Raw genomic sequence first — 14,069 nt, 5'->3', positions numbered from 1 at the left:
GTCAGGCGTTCCAGCCGCGATGGAGCGCGACGATGCCCCCCGCGTGGTCCTGCCACTCGACCCCTGACCAGCCCGCCTCGGCCATCAACGACGCCAGCCCCCGCTGGTCCGGCCAGGCGAGGATGGATTCGGCCAGGTAGCCGTAGGCCACCGGGTTGCTGGAGAGCTTGGCGATGGTGGGCAGCGCGGCCACGAGGTAGTTGGTGTAGATGTGCCGGAACACGGAGTTGGTGGGGGTGGAGAACTCGGCGATGACCAGCCGGCCGCCCGGCTTCGTGACGCGGCGCATCTCGATCAGCGCGTCCAGGGTCCGCTCCACGTTGCGCAGGCCGTAGGAGATGGTGACCGCGTCGAACGTGTCGTCGGCGAAGGGGAGGGCCAGCGCGTCCCCCGCCACGAAGTCCAGGTGGGGCTGCTGCAGCCGGCCCTGGCGGAGCATCCCCAGCGAGATGTCCGACGGCACCACGTAGGCCCCCGCCTCGGCCAGCACGGCCGACGACGTGCCCGTGCCGGCGGCCAGGTCCAGGATCCGCTGCCCCGGTCGCGGGGCGATGGCCGCGACGGTGGCGCGGCGCCAGGCGTGCACCTGCCCGAGGCTGAGCACCGAGTTGAACAGGTCGTACCGCTTGGCCACTCCGTCGAACATGGCGGCCACATCGCCGCGTCGCTTGTCCATCGTGGCCCGCTGATTCTGCATTCCCGCAGCCTAGTGGTCGTGGCAACCGACAGCCTCGGGGCATGCTGGGTGCATGGCCTCGTCCGCGACACCGCAGCCCCGCGTGGTCCTCGTGCACGGGTCCATGTCCTCGTCGGCCCAGTGGGCGGACTACCCGGCGCTGCTTCCCGGCCTCGACGTGGTGGCCGTGGACCTCCCGGGGCACGGGGCGCGGCGGGCGGAGCCCTTCACCATCGACGGCGCGCTGGACACCATCGCCGTCGCCGCCTCGGTGGCCGCGCCCGTCGTTCTGGTGGGCCACAGCCTGGGCGGATATCTGTGCGGCCTCTACGCGGCGAGGCGCGGCGGCCTCGCCGGCGTTGTCATCGTCGGCGCAACCGGCAACCCGCGGGGGAGGTTCGCCGCCCCCTACAGGCTCTTCGCCTGGCTCACCGGGCGGGTGAGCCACCGTCGTCTCGCCCGACTCCGCGGCGCGGTGGCTCGCCGCCTGGGCGTGCGGGGCGGGCTCCTGGACGAGGAGGCCTCGTACGCGGAGTTGCCCGGCGTGTGGCGTGCCGTCGCCCGCGACTGCCCGCCCCGGGTGCTGGCCGACGTGCGGTGCCCGCTGGTCTTCATCAACGGGCAGTTCGACCAGATGCGCATCGACGAGCGCCGATACCTCAACCTGGTCTCCGGGTCGAGGCTCGAGACCATCCGCGGGGCGACGCACTTCGCTCCCCTGACGCACGCGCCCGATGTCGCGGCGCGCATCCGGCACTTCGTCGACGGGGCGGCGGTGCCCCGCCAGCCACGAGGCCGATGTGCCCGGGCTTCGCCGATGGGTCACAATGGCGGACGTGGCTAAGAAAGACGTCGTGCTCCAGGTCGACAACCTCAAGAAGGCCTACGGGCCCGTGACCATCATCGAGAACTTCAGCATGAAGGTGCACGCGGGGGAGGCCGTCGCGCTCACCGGGCGCAACGGCGCGGGCAAGTCCACCGTGCTGCGCTGCCTCGTCGGCGCCGACCGGCCGGACGAGGGCACCGTAACGGTCAACGGCACCAAGGTGACCGAGACCAACCCGGTGATCCGACGCACTGTCGCCACAGTCATCGACGACCTGGACTTCTTCCCGGACCTCAGCGTGGTCGAGCACCTCGACCTTCTTGCCCGGGCGCACGGACTGCACAACCCCGACGACCTCGTCGACGAGGTGCTCGAGGAGGTGCAGCTCGTGCCGCAGGCCGGGCAGCTGCCGAGCACCCTGTCGTCGGGCCAGCGCCGGCGCCTGGCCCTGGCCACGGCGTTCGTGCGCCCGCGTCAGCTGCTGGTGCTCGACGAGCCAGAGCAGCGCCTCGACGTCGAGGGCGTCGCCTGGCTGGGGGAGCGGCTGAAGGCCGAGCTCGCCGGCGGGCTCGCCATCGTGCTGGCCAGCCACGAGCCCTCCCTGCTGCAGGCGATCGGGGCGCGCGAGCTCCGCCTCACGGGCGCCCGATGATGGACCAGCGGCTCACCGAGGTGGGCGTCGTCGACGAGAAGCAGCTCAAGCTGCTCATGCGCGACTGGCGTCGGGGCAGGGCGGACCGCAGCCTCTGGCAGGCGCTGTCCGACGGCTACGTGATGGTCTTCTCCATCGTGGTCATCGGCGCCATGATGGTGTCGTCCATCCTCCAGGCGCAGGAGACGGCCTCCATCTGCGAGACGGCCGGCTGCGTGGCGGCGCGGGGGCTCCTCCCCTGGGCGTCGGTGGCCGGGGTCCTCGCCTTCACCCTCGTCGTGGCCAGGCTGTTCGGCCCGGTCGTGGCCTCCTCGGCCGAGGGGTTCTGGCTCATGGACGGCCCCACCGACCGCCGTCGGATCCTCGCCGGGCGGCTCGTCGGCGCCATCGCGGCCGCCGCCGTTCTTGGAGCCGCCGCCGGCGCGCTCATCGCCTCGCTCACCGGGTCGGGGGCGGCCGAGGTCGGCATCTGGGCCCTCGCCGGCGGCCTCGGCGCCGCAGGGCTCATCGCCTTCGCCGCGGCCGAGCAGGGCGTGGACCGGCACTGGATCGTGACCGGGGTGCAGTGGATCATCGGCGCCGCCGCCATCGCCACCATGGTGCTGCTCGTCAGCGGCGCCGCGGGGTGGATGGACCTCGGCGGGCTGACCCTGCTGGCCGTCGAGCTGGCCTACATCATCGCGGGCGTGGGCCTGCTGCTGATCGTGGTGGCCGGCATGCTCGCCTTCCACCGCCTGCGCAACATCAGGCGCCAGCGCCTGACCTCGGGCGGGTCGCTGCTCAGCGGCCTGCAGGGCGCGGCGTTCGCGCTGGAGTTCGCCCTCATCCGCGACATCCTGGTGGAGGCGAAGGCGAAGAAGCGCGGCCACGTGCGGCCCACGCGCGGCACCGGCTCCGGGCTGGGCGCGCTCGTCATGCGCGACGTGCAGCGCCTGTGGCGCCAGCCGATGCCGCTGATCACCCTGGTGGCCACGATCGTGATCCCCTACGCCGTCCAGGCGCTGGGCCTGGCCATGCTCAACCCGCCCATCTCCGCCCTCGTGCTCCTGGCCGCGCTGGTGCCGTTCATGAACTCGCTGCGCGTGCTGACCCGCACCAAGGGCCTGCAGCGGTGCCTGCCGTTCGACCCGGGCCAGATCAAGCAGGCGGCCATGATCGTGCCGGCCGTCCTCGCGCTGCTCTGGACCATCGGCGCCTTCCCGGCCTTCCTCGGCGTGGCCGGGGGAGTGGCCTCGGATCCGGTGACCGCGGCGTCCTCGGCCCTGGTGACCGGCATCGCCGGGCTGCTGGCCGCCGTCCGGTGGGTATCGGCGAAGCCTGCCGACTACTCGGGGCCGATCGTCGCCACGGGCATCGGCGCCATGCCGCCGGGCCTGATGTTCTCGCTGCTGCGCGGGGTGGACATCGTGGCGCTCGTCACCCTGCCCATCGTGTTCGGCTGGCCGGTGTGGATCTCGCTGATCATCGCCGTGATCGCCTTCATGATCCTGCGCTCGGGGCTGGACAGGGACGCGATGCTGGAGCAGCAGGCCGAACAGAAGAAGCAGCTGGAGGAGGAGAGGGCGCGCCGCAGCGGCGGTGCCGCGGCTCCGGGGAATCAGAAGATCCAGGTGCAGCGGAAGCGCTGACCCGGGATCACCCGTGCAGGGGCGGGTGCCTCAGATGAGCCCGAGGGCCTGGAGCATCGGCACGAACTTCGCGCCGGTCTCCTCCAGCTCGGCCTCGGGCGACGAGTCAGCCACGATCCCGGCGCCGGCGAACAGCTGGATCTCCTCCGGGCTGCCGGGCCGCACCTGGCCGCCGCGGAGCGCGATGGCCCACTCGCCGTCGCCCTGGGTGTCCACCCAGCCCACCGGGCCGGCGTAGCGCCCGCGGTCCAGGGACTCCAGCTCGCTGATGATGTCCATCGCAAGGTGCGTCGGCGTGCCGCACACCGCCGCGCTGGGGTGCAGCGCCGCGGCGATGGTCAGGGCGCTCGCCGCCTGGTTGACCACCCCGGTGATGTCGGTGGAGAGGTGCAGCACGTTCGGCAGCTTCAGCACCGACGGCGCCTCGGGCACGTTCATGGCGCTGCAGTAGGGCGCCAGCGCGGACGCCACGGACTCGACGGCGAACTCGTGCTCGGAGATGTCCTTCTGGGAGCGGGCCAGCTCGGCGGCCTTGGCCAGCGGGTCGACGCCCTCCGCGTCGCGCCACACCGTGCCCGCCAGCACCCGCGACGTGACCAGGCCCCCCTGCCGGCGCAGCAGCAGCTCCGGCGTGGCGCCCACCATGCCGTCGACGAGGTAGGCCCACGTCATCGGGTAGGCGGAGGTCAGCTCGGCCAGGAGGTAGCGCAGGTCCAGGGGCGCCTCGGCCCGCACGCGCAGGTCCCTGGCGAGCACCACCTTGTGCACCTCGTCCCGGCGGATGAGCTCGACCACCTCGCCGACGATCTCGGTCCAGATGCCCTCGCCCATGGACCCTCCGAGAAGCTCCAGGCCGCGTGGCGCGACGGTGGGCTCACCGAGCGGGGGGAGCGTGGTGGTGCGGCGCGAGTCTCCCAGGCGCGTCATCCACGACACGCCGCCGCGCCTGCCCACGATGATCTCGGGGACGATGAGCACCGAGCGGTCCTCGGAGCGGTCGGGGTCGAACGTGAAGGTGCCCACCGCGAGCGGGCCGATGCCGAACTCGCCGGGCATCTCCGAGTCGTGGTCGATCTGGTTGGAGATCTCGTCCCACCACACGTCGGCCGCCTCGAGGGTGTCGGTCTCGAACCGGGCCACCTCGCCCAGCGCGACGAACCCCTCGCCCCGGCGCACGAAGGCGCAGCCGGGGGCCGACTCAGGCAGAAAGCGCTCGAGCGGCCCGGGGTCCGGGATGGCGACGGTGGTCGCCCTCATCCGTGCACTGCCGAAGTCCAGAATCACCTTCGCGAGCATAGCGGCTCACCCCTTCCCGGTGTGGTGGGGGCGCGCGGGCGGGCCACCCGCGGCGCCCGCCCGGAGCCCGGCAAGGGCCGACGGATTACGCAACGTAGTAGGTGCGTAATTCTCGGCGCAGGTGCTTGTCATGGGCGCTTCCGGGCTTGGGGGCCGGGTTTGGCCGAAATCTCGGGGCACCCCCTAGACTGACCCCGAGATCCGCCGCCGGTGACAGGAGTCATGCATGTCGTTCGCCAAGCCTGATGGCGCGGCACCCGCCGATACCCCCACGGAGTCCGACGTCATCGTCGTCGGGGCCGGGCCTGGAGGGTCGTCGACGGCCGCGTACCTGGCACGGCACGGCCTGAACGTGACGCTCCTCGAGAAGTCGCACTTCCCCAGGGAGAAGGTCTGCGGAGACGGCCTCACCCCCCGCGCCACCCGCGCGCTGACCCGCATCGGCATCGACACCTCCGAGGCCAACGGCTGGCTGCACAACAAGGGCCTGCGCGTCTACGGCGGCCGCACGGAGCCCTTCGAGCTGCCCTGGCCGGACCTCACGGACTTCCCGCCCTACGGCCTGGTGCGGCCCCGCTCGGACTTCGACGACATGCTGGCGCGCCACGCCGTCGCGCAGGGTGCCACCCTGGTGGAGGGCGCCAACGTACACGGCGCCGTCCTCGACGACCGCACCGGGCGCATCACCGGCGTCACCACCAAGGACGGCCGCTCCTTCAGCGCCCCCTACGTGGTGGCCGCAGACGGCAACTCGTCGCGCCTCGCGGTGTCCATGGGCGTAACCAAGCGTGACGACCGCCCCATGGGCGTGGCCGTGCGCACCTACTACACGTCGCCGCGCACCAACGACGACTACCTCGAGTCCTGGCTGGAGCTGTGGGACGGCAAGCCCCACGAGTCCACCCTCATGCCCGGCTACGGCTGGATCTTCGGCATGGGCGACGGCACCTCCAACGTCGGCCTCGGCGTGCTCAACACCTCCAAGGGCTTCGGCAAGACCGACTACCGGGCGCTCCTCAAGCGCTGGCTCGAGAACACCCCCGAGGAGTGGGGCTTCCGTGACCAGAACATGGTGGGCACCGTGCAGGGCGCGGCGCTCCCCATGGCCTTCAACCGGCAGCCGCACTACGGCCGCGGCCTCATCCTGGTGGGCGACGCGGGCGGCATGGTCAACCCCTTCAACGGCGAGGGCATCGCCTACGCGATGGAATCGGCGGAGATGGCCGCCTCGGCCCTGGCCGAGGCGTTTTCGCGCGGGGTCGGCACCAGATCCGCCGAGAAGGCCATGCAGGCCTACCCCGAACAACTCAAGGCAAGCCTGGGTGGCTACTATCGCCTCGGCACCATCTTCGTGCAGCTCATCGGGGACCCGCGGATCATGCACCTGTGCACCAAGTACGGGCTGCCCCGCAAGACCCTGATGCGCTTCGTGTTGAAGCTGCTGGCCAACCTCACCGACTCACATGGCGGTGATGCCATGGACCGCATCATCAACACACTGTGCAAGGCTGCGCCCTCGGCCTGACCGGAAGGAAACCAGGACATGAATCCTTACATCCCGATCGTGGGCATGGTGGTTCTCGCCACCGTCTTCGTCGTGATCTCGATGTCGCTGAGCCTCGTCGTCGGTCCGCGCCGCTACAACCGGGCCAAGTACGACAGCTACGAGTGCGGCATCCAGCCCACGCCGCAGCCCGTCGGCGGCGGCCGGTTCCCGGTCAAGTACTACATCACGGCGATGCTGTTCATCATCTTCGACATCGAGGTGGTGTTCCTGTTCCCGTGGGCCGTGGCCTACCGGCAGCTCGGCACGTTCGCCGTGGTGGAGATGATCATCTTCATCGTCACCGTGTTCATCGCATACTTCTACGTCCTGCGCCGCAACGGCCTCGACTGGGACTGAGGGGAAATCCGGATATGGGTATCGAAGACAAGCTCCCCAGCGGCATCCTCCTGACCACGGTCGAGGGTGTCTTCGGCTGGCTGCGCAAGGCCTCCTTCTGGCCCGCGACGATGGGTCTGGCCTGCTGCGCCATCGAGATGATGGCCTACGGCACGCCGCGCTACGACGCCGGCCGCTGGGGCCAGGAGGTGTTCCGCGCCTCCCCGCGCCAGGCGGACCTCATGATCGTCTCCGGCCGCGTGTCGCAGAAGATGGCGCCCGTCGTGCGCCAGGTCTACGACCAGATGCCCAACCCCAAGTGGGTCATCTCCATGGGCGCCTGCGCCTCCTCCGGCGGCATGTTCAACAACTACGCCATCGTGCAGGGCTGCGACCACTTCCTCCCCGTGGACATGTACATCCCCGGCTGCCCGCCGCGGCCGGACATGCTGATCGAGGCCATGTTCAAGCTGCGCGAGAAGGTGCAGCAGCGCCCCATCGGCGTCAACGAGGTGGCCGCCATCGAGGAGGCCGAGCGCGCCGCACTCATCGCCCCGGCCAAGGTCGAGATGAAGGGACTCATGCGATGAGCGAGACCCAGCCCGAGCAGAACCTGCCGGCACAGGCGGCGGCCCCCGCCTCCCAGCCCGTCTTCGCGCGCACCGAGGGCATGTGGTCGCGCGGTTCCGGCGACACCTCCGGCTACGGTGGCCTCACCCGCGAGCTCGTGATGCCCGGCCGCTCCGAGGGCCCCTTCGGCGAGCCGTTCGACGGCATCTACGCCCGCGCGCTCGAGGTGATCCCGGAGCTGGCCGACGCCCGGATCCTGTTCGACCGCGGCGAGCTGACCATCTACGTGCCCCGCGAGCAGCTCCTGGACGTCGTGCGCCAGTTCCGCGACGACGCCCACCTGCGCTTCGAGGTCTGCGTCTCGGTCTCCGGCGTGCACTACCCGCAGGAGAGGGGCGCCGAGCTGCACGTGGTCTACCACCTGCTCAGCTATACCCACAACCGCCGCGTGCGGCTCGAGGTCTCGTGCCCCGAGGAGGATCCCCACATCCCGTCCGTGGTGGCCACCTACCCGATGGTGGACTACCACGAGCGTGAGGCCTGGGACATGTTCGGCATCGTCTTCGACGGCCACCCGTCGCTGACCCGCATCCTCATGCCCGACGACTGGAAGGGCCACCCGCAGCGCAAGGACTACCCGCTCGGCGGCGTCGACGTCGAGTACAAGGGCGCCAAGGTTCCCGCTCCCGACAACCGGAGGGACTACTCCTGATGAGCACGCACGCAGCGACCGAAGACGTCTTCGCGGGGTCGGAGGACGACAAGGCTGACCGCGTCTACCTGGCGCAGGGCGGCGACTGGTCCGACATCGCCTCGGAGCAGGCCGAACGCGGCGACGAGACCATCGTGGTCAACATGGGCCCGCAGCATCCCTCGACGCACGGCGTGCTCCGCCTGCTCCTGGAGATGGACGGCGAGACCGTCACCTCGATCCGTCCGGGCATCGGCTTCCTGCACACCGGCATCGAGAAGAACATGGAGTACAAGACGTGGACCCAGGGGGTCACCTACGTGACCCGCATGGACTACGTGGCCCCGCTGTTCAACGAGGCGGTCTACTGCCTCGCCGTCGAGAAGCTGCTGGGCATCACCGACGACATCCCCGAGCGGGCCAGCATCATCCGCGTGCTGGTGATGGAGCTCAACCGCATCGCCTCGCACCTGGTGGCCATGGGCACCGGCGGCATGGAGATCGGCGCCCTCACCGTCATGACGGTGGCGTTCCGTGAGCGCGAGATGATCCTCGACTTCCTCGAGGGCCTCTCCGGCCTCCGGATGAACCACGCCTACATCCGCCCCGGCGGCGTCGCCAACGACCTGCCGGAGGACGGCCTCAGCCACCTCCGCACGGTCATCGACTGGCTGAAGAAGCACCTGCCCGAGTACGCCACCTTCTGCAACGAGAACCCCATCTTCATCGGGCGCCTCTCGAACGTCGGCGTGATGGACCTCACCGCGGCCACGATGATGGGCATGTCCGGGCCGCCGCTGCGCGCCACCGGCTACGACTGGGACCTGCGCAAGACGCAGCCCTACTGCGGCTACGAGACCTACGACTTCGAGACCGTCACCTGGGACTCCAACGACTCCTACGGCCGATTCCGGATCCGTCTCCAGGAGTGCTGGGAGTCGCTGAGGATCGTCGAGCAGTGCTTCGAGCGCCTCGAGCGCACGCAGGGTCAGCCCGTGATGGTGGCCGACACCAAGATCGCGTGGCCAGCTCAGCTGTCCGTCGGCGCGGACGGCCAGGGCAACTCGAACGAGCACATCAAGCACATCATGGGCGAGTCCATGGAGGCGCTGATCCACCACTTCAAGATCGTCACCGAGGGCTTCAAGGTGCCGGTCGGGCAGGTCTACCAGGCCATCGAGTCGCCCAAGGGCGAGCTGGCCTGCCACGTCGTCTCCGACGGGGGCACGCGCCCCTACCGGGTCCACTTCCGGGACCCCGGATTCAACCACCTGCAGTCCATCCCGGCGATGTGCGAGGGCGGCATGATGTCAGACGTCGTCGTCGCGATCGCCAGCCTCGACCCCGTCCTTGGAGGTGTGGACCGATGAGCGGCCACTTTGCCAGCAACTTCCCCGAGTCCGGCTCGGTGGACTACTCGGATCAGTCGACCAACATCGACGACACCACGATCGACGAGCTCCGCCAACTGGCCGCCCGGTACCCGCAGCCCCGTTCGGCGCTGCTGCCGATGCTGCACCTGGTGCAGTCGGTCGACGGCCGCGTCAGCCCCCGCGGCATCGAGGTGTGCGCCGACGTCCTCGGCATCACCACCGCGCAGGTCTCCGGCGTGGCCACCTTCTACACCATGTACAAGAGGCGCCCCGCCGGCAAGCACCACGTCGGCGTCTGCACCACCGCGCTGTGTGCGGTGATGGGTGGCGACATCCTGCTGGACCGGGCCAAGAAGCGTCTCGGCATCGACGAGAACCAGACCACGCCGGACGGCCAGGTGTCCCTGGAGCGGCTGGAGTGCAACGCGGCCTGCGACTTCGCGCCCGTCGCGATGGTCAACTGGGAGTTCTTCGACAACATGGACCCCGCGAAGCTCGACGAGCTGCTCGACGCGCTGCTCGCCGACGACGAGGTGGTCTCGCCCCGCGGCGCGACCCTCACATCATGGCGGGAGGCGGAGCGCGTGCTGGCAGGGTTCCCGGACGGCCGCGCCGACGAGGGCCCCTCGGCCGGCCCCGCGTCGCTGCTGGGCCGCGAGATCGCCCGTGAGAACAACTGGTCCGCTCCGGCGGCAGCCAAGCCGGCGGCAGCCAGGCCGGTGGCCGCCAAGGCAGCTCAGAACCCGGAGGCCACCAAGTGACCGATCTGCTGACCCCGGTCCTGTCCGCCCAGTGGGGCGAGGACAACTCGTGGAAGCTGTCGCGCTACGAGGCCACCGGAGGCTACCGAGCCCTGCGCAAGGCGCTTGCCATGCAGCCCGTCGAGGTGGTCAACCTCGTCAAGGAGGCCAACCTCCGCGGTCGCGGAGGCGCTGGCTTCCCGACGGGCATGAAGTGGTCCTTCGTGCCGCAGGACAACCCCAATCCGAAGTATCTCGTGGTCAACGCCGACGAGTCGGAGCCCGGCACCTGCAAGGACATGCCGCTCATGCTCGCCACGCCCCACACCCTGGTGGAGGGCGTCATCATCTCGTCCTACGCCATCAACGGGCACACCGCGTTCATCTACTGTCGCGGCGAGGTGCTCCACGTCATCCGACGGCTGCAGCAGGCCGTGCGCGAGGCCTACGCCGCCGGCTACCTCGGCAAGAACATCCTGGGCACCGGCTACGACCTGGACATCATCGTCCACGCCGGTGCGGGCGCCTACATCTGCGGCGAGGAGACGGCGCTGCTCGACTCCCTCGAGGGCCGACGGGGTCAGCCACGCCTGCGCCCGCCGTTCCCCGCCGTCGCGGGCCTCTACGCCTCGCCCACGGTGATCAACAACGTCGAGTCCATCGCGTCGGTCCCGGCGATCCTGGCCAACGGCTCGGACTGGTTCAAGTCCATGGGCTCGGAGAAGTCGAGCGGCTTCACGCTCTACTCGCTCTCCGGCCACGTGGCCCGGCCCGGCCAGTTCGAGGCCCCGATGGGCATCACCATGCGGCAGCTGCTGGAGCTCTCCGGCGGCATCCGCGGCGGGCGTGAGCTCAAGTTCTTCACCCCCGGTGGCTCATCGACGCCCATCCTCACCGCCGAGCACCTCGACCTCCCCCTCGACTACGAGGGCATGGCGGGGGCCGGCAGCATGCTGGGCACCAAGGCGCTGCAGGTCTTCGACGAGACCACCTCCATCGTGCGCACCACGCTGCGGTTCGTCGAGTTCTACAAGCACGAGTCCTGCGGTAAGTGCACCCCCTGCCGCGAGGGGTCGTGGTGGCTGGTGCAGCTGTTGATGAAGTTCGAGGCCGGCACCGCCCAGGAGGGCGACGTCGACAAGCTGCTCGACATCTGCGACAACATCGGCGGCCGCTCCTTCTGCGCGCTCGCCGACGGCGCCGTCGCCTGCGTGACGAGCGCGGTCAAGCACTTCCGCGCGGAGTTCGAGCTGGGCTACCACACGCCTGCCCGGGAGCTGTTCCCCTACGAGAAGAGCGCGCTGTTCGCCGTTGAAGGAGAGATTCGATGAGCGTCGACACCAAGACGACGATCGGCGAGGAGGTGGCGCCGAAGCCGGACCTGGTCACCCTGACCATCGACGGCACACAGGTCAGCGTCCCCAAGGGCACGCTCATCATCCGCGCCGCCGAGATGATCGGCACCGCGATCCCGCGCTTCTGCGACCACCCGCTCCTCGACCCGGTCGGCGCCTGCCGTCAGTGCATGGTGGACATCCCCGACGCCGGAAACGGCCGCGGATTCCCCAAGCCGCAGGCCTCCTGCACCATGCCCGTGGCCGAGGGGATGAAGGTCAACACCCAGGTCAGCTCGCCCGTCGCCAAGAAGGCGCAGGTCGGCATGCTGGAGTTGCTGCTGATCAACCACCCGCTCGACTGCCCCATCTGCGACAAGGGTGGCGAGTGCCCCCTGCAGAACCAGGCGCTCTCGCACGGCCCGGGCGAGAGCCGCTTCCGCGAGCTCAAGCGCACGTTCCCCAAGCCCGTCAGCATCTCCGCACAGATCCTGCTGGACCGTGAGCGCTGCGTGCTCTGCGCCCGCTGCACCCGGTTCTCCGAGCAGATCTCCGGAGATCCGTTCATCGCCCTGGTGGAGCGCGGCGCGCTCCAGCAGATCGGCACCTACGAGCAGGACCCCTACGACTCGTACTTCTCCGGCAACGTGGTGCAGATCTGCCCGGTCGGCGCGCTCACCTCGGCCGCCTACCGGTTCCAGGCCCGCCCCTTCGATCTCGTGTCGACCACCGTGACCTGCGAGCACTGCGCCTCCGGCTGCGAGTTGCGCGCCGATCAGCGTCACCACCAGGTCAAGCGCCGCCTCGCGTCGGAGAACGCGCATGTCAACGAGGAATGGAGCTGCGACAAGGGCCGCTTCGGCTTCATGTACAGCCGCGGCGAGGACCGGGTCACGCACCCGCTCGTCCGCCGCGACGGCGTCCTGCAGCCGGCGTCCTGGCCCGAGGCCATCGACGCGGCCGTCCTCGGTCTTCAGGCCGCGGGCACCTCCGTCGGCGTGCAGACCGGCGGTCGGCTGACCGTCGAGGCCGCCTACGGCTACGCGAAGTTCGCCCGCGCCGTCCTCGGCACCAACAGCGTCGACTTCCGCTCGCGCCCCGCCTCCTCGGAGGAGGCCGCCTTCCTCTCGTCCCGCGTCGCCGGGCGCACGCTCGCGCAGTCGGTGACGTACTCGGACCTCGAGGCCGCCTCCCAGGTGGTCCTCGTGAGCTTCGAGCCCGAGGACGAGTCGCCGATCGTGTTCCTCCGCCTCCGCAAGGCCGTGCGCCGCAACCGGCTCAAGGTCACCACTCTGGCCCCGTTCGCGTCGCGCGGCTCCGAGAAGCTCTCCGCCACCGTCGTGCCCGTCGCGCCGGGCGGCGAGGTCGCGGCCCTGGACGCGCTCCCCGGACTCGACGCCGGAACCGTCGTCCTGGTGGGGGAGCGGGCGGCCACGGTCCCCGGCCTGCTGAGCGCCGTCGCGGCTCTGGCGGACGCCACGGGTGCCCGGCTGGCGTGGATCCCGCGCCGCGCCGGCGACGTCGGCGCCGTCGAGGCGGGCTGCCTTCCGGGCCTCCTGCCCGGCGGGCGGCCGGTCGGCGACGCCACCGCCCGCGTGGACGTGGCCTCGCACTGGGGGCTCGCCTCGCTTCCCTCCGAGGCGGGCCTGGCTGCGGACGAGCAGTTCGCCGCAGCCGCGGCCGGGTCGCTCAAGGCGCTCGTCGTCGCCGGCGTGGACCCGGCTGACCTCGCCGATCCCGCCACCGCGCTCTCCGGCCTGGAGAAGGCTGAGTTCGTGGTCAGCATCGAACAGCGGCTCTCCCCGGTCACCGAGCGCGCGGACGTGGTCTTCCCTGCCGCCCTCCTCGAGGAGCAGTCCGGCCACTTCCTCAACTGGGAGCACCGCCACGGGCGCGTGCGGGTGGTCAACAAGAACATCACCTCGCCCATGACGGACCTGCGGATCCTGGCCGCCCTCGCCGACGCGATGGGCTCCGGCCTCGGGTTCCGCGCCTCGAAGCAGGCCTACGCGGACCTGATCGAGCTCGGCGCCTGGGAGGGTCAGCGCACCGCCACGCCCACGACGGCCTCGGCCGCGTCGGACGGCGGCATCCGCCTGGCCGGCTGGCGGGAACTGCTCGACGCCTCGCAGGGCAACGACAACGAGCTGGCGCTCCGGGCCACGGCCCGCCCCGCCGTCGCCCGGGTGTCCGCCGCCACGGCCGGCCGCCTCGGCCTCGGCGAGGTCGCCACCGTCGAGGCCGGCGGAGTGTCGGTGATCCTCCCGGTGGAGGTCACCCCCGGCATGGTCGACGACGTGGTCTGGGTTCCGCTGAACCCCAACAGCGTCGATCGCCTCCCCGCGACGCCCGGCGCGCCCGCCTCCGTGGCGGCCGTCTCTGTGGATGAAGGAGCCTGAGC

At 70.6% G+C, this 14,069-nt stretch carries 13 protein-coding genes; 11 read left to right on the top strand and 2 right to left on the bottom strand.

Annotated elements, in window-relative coordinates; translation table 11 throughout:
• Nucleotide 1: 1 nt before the first annotated feature.
• Nucleotides 2-697 carry a demethylmenaquinone methyltransferase gene (locus ACX1D3_RS14875; RefSeq protein WP_458994584.1) on the bottom strand — a complete coding sequence of 232 codons (696 nt, stop codon included), beginning with the start codon at nt 695-697 and terminating at the stop codon, nt 2-4.
• A 52-nt stretch (nt 698-749) separates the two neighbouring features.
• Here ACX1D3_RS14875 and ACX1D3_RS14870 point away from each other — a divergent pair, with 52 nt between their 5' ends.
• From ACX1D3_RS14870 to ACX1D3_RS14860, 3 genes are read left to right on the top strand one after another with little or no spacing between them, the layout of a single operon-like run.
• Complete coding sequence (locus tag ACX1D3_RS14870) at nt 750-1,520, top strand: alpha/beta fold hydrolase (RefSeq protein WP_458994583.1); 771 nt, start codon at nt 750-752, stop codon at nt 1,518-1,520.
• The gene (locus tag ACX1D3_RS14865; protein ID WP_458994582.1) at nt 1,504-2,154 is read left to right on the top strand and encodes an ABC transporter ATP-binding protein; all 651 of its coding nucleotides are present in this window, start codon (nt 1,504-1,506) and stop codon (nt 2,152-2,154) included. Before ACX1D3_RS14870 ends, ACX1D3_RS14865 begins: the two co-directional genes overlap by 17 nt.
• Complete coding sequence (locus ACX1D3_RS14860) at nt 2,151-3,782, top strand: DUF6297 family protein (protein ID WP_458994581.1); 1,632 nt, start codon at nt 2,151-2,153, stop codon at nt 3,780-3,782. The genes ACX1D3_RS14865 and ACX1D3_RS14860 overlap by 4 nt, the downstream gene beginning before the upstream one ends.
• 30 nt (nt 3,783-3,812) lie before the next feature.
• Here ACX1D3_RS14860 and ACX1D3_RS14855 read toward each other — a convergent pair whose 3' ends face one another.
• A complete protein-coding gene (locus ACX1D3_RS14855) occupies nt 3,813-5,078 on the bottom strand; it encodes an isochorismate synthase (protein WP_458994580.1) in 1,266 nt (421 codons plus the stop codon).
• A 226-nt stretch (nt 5,079-5,304) separates the two neighbouring features.
• On the opposite strand from ACX1D3_RS14855, the gene ACX1D3_RS14850 reads away from it, so the two are divergent.
• From ACX1D3_RS14850 to ACX1D3_RS14815, 8 genes are read left to right on the top strand one after another with little or no spacing between them, the layout of a single operon-like run.
• The gene (locus ACX1D3_RS14850) at nt 5,305-6,603 is read left to right on the top strand and encodes a geranylgeranyl reductase family protein (RefSeq protein WP_458994579.1); all 1,299 of its coding nucleotides are present in this window, start codon (nt 5,305-5,307) and stop codon (nt 6,601-6,603) included.
• An 18-nt stretch (nt 6,604-6,621) separates the two neighbouring features.
• Nucleotides 6,622-6,981 (top strand): NADH-quinone oxidoreductase subunit A, encoded by a 360-nt coding sequence (locus ACX1D3_RS14845; RefSeq protein ID WP_458994578.1) that lies wholly within the window; start codon nt 6,622-6,624, stop codon nt 6,979-6,981.
• Between the two features lie 14 nt (nt 6,982-6,995).
• Entirely contained in the window at nt 6,996-7,550 is a 555-nt protein-coding gene (locus ACX1D3_RS14840) for a NuoB/complex I 20 kDa subunit family protein (RefSeq protein ID WP_458994577.1), read from the top strand.
• Nucleotides 7,547-8,242, top strand: coding sequence for an NADH-quinone oxidoreductase subunit C (locus ACX1D3_RS14835; protein WP_458994576.1), 696 nt, complete (start codon nt 7,547-7,549; stop codon nt 8,240-8,242). The genes ACX1D3_RS14840 and ACX1D3_RS14835 overlap by 4 nt, the downstream gene beginning before the upstream one ends.
• A complete protein-coding gene (locus tag ACX1D3_RS14830) occupies nt 8,242-9,591 on the top strand; it encodes an NADH-quinone oxidoreductase subunit D (protein ID WP_458994575.1) in 1,350 nt (449 codons plus the stop codon). The genes ACX1D3_RS14835 and ACX1D3_RS14830 overlap by 1 nt, the downstream gene beginning before the upstream one ends.
• Nucleotides 9,588-10,355 carry an NADH-quinone oxidoreductase subunit NuoE gene (gene nuoE, locus ACX1D3_RS14825; RefSeq protein ID WP_458994574.1) on the top strand — a complete coding sequence of 256 codons (768 nt, stop codon included), beginning with the start codon at nt 9,588-9,590 and terminating at the stop codon, nt 10,353-10,355. Before ACX1D3_RS14830 ends, nuoE begins: the two co-directional genes overlap by 4 nt.
• Nucleotides 10,352-11,665 carry an NADH-quinone oxidoreductase subunit NuoF gene (nuoF, locus tag ACX1D3_RS14820; protein ID WP_458994573.1) on the top strand — a complete coding sequence of 438 codons (1,314 nt, stop codon included), beginning with the start codon at nt 10,352-10,354 and terminating at the stop codon, nt 11,663-11,665. The genes nuoE and nuoF overlap by 4 nt, the downstream gene beginning before the upstream one ends.
• A complete protein-coding gene (locus ACX1D3_RS14815) occupies nt 11,662-14,067 on the top strand; it encodes an NADH-quinone oxidoreductase subunit G (RefSeq protein WP_458994572.1) in 2,406 nt (801 codons plus the stop codon). The genes nuoF and ACX1D3_RS14815 overlap by 4 nt, the downstream gene beginning before the upstream one ends.
• The last annotated feature ends 2 nt before the right edge of the window (nt 14,068-14,069 follow it).

It is taken from the genome of Tessaracoccus yangjingae, assembly GCF_054483935.1.
Note: the sequence above shows the minus strand (reverse complement) of the source record. Positions and strands in the feature narration are given on the sequence as shown.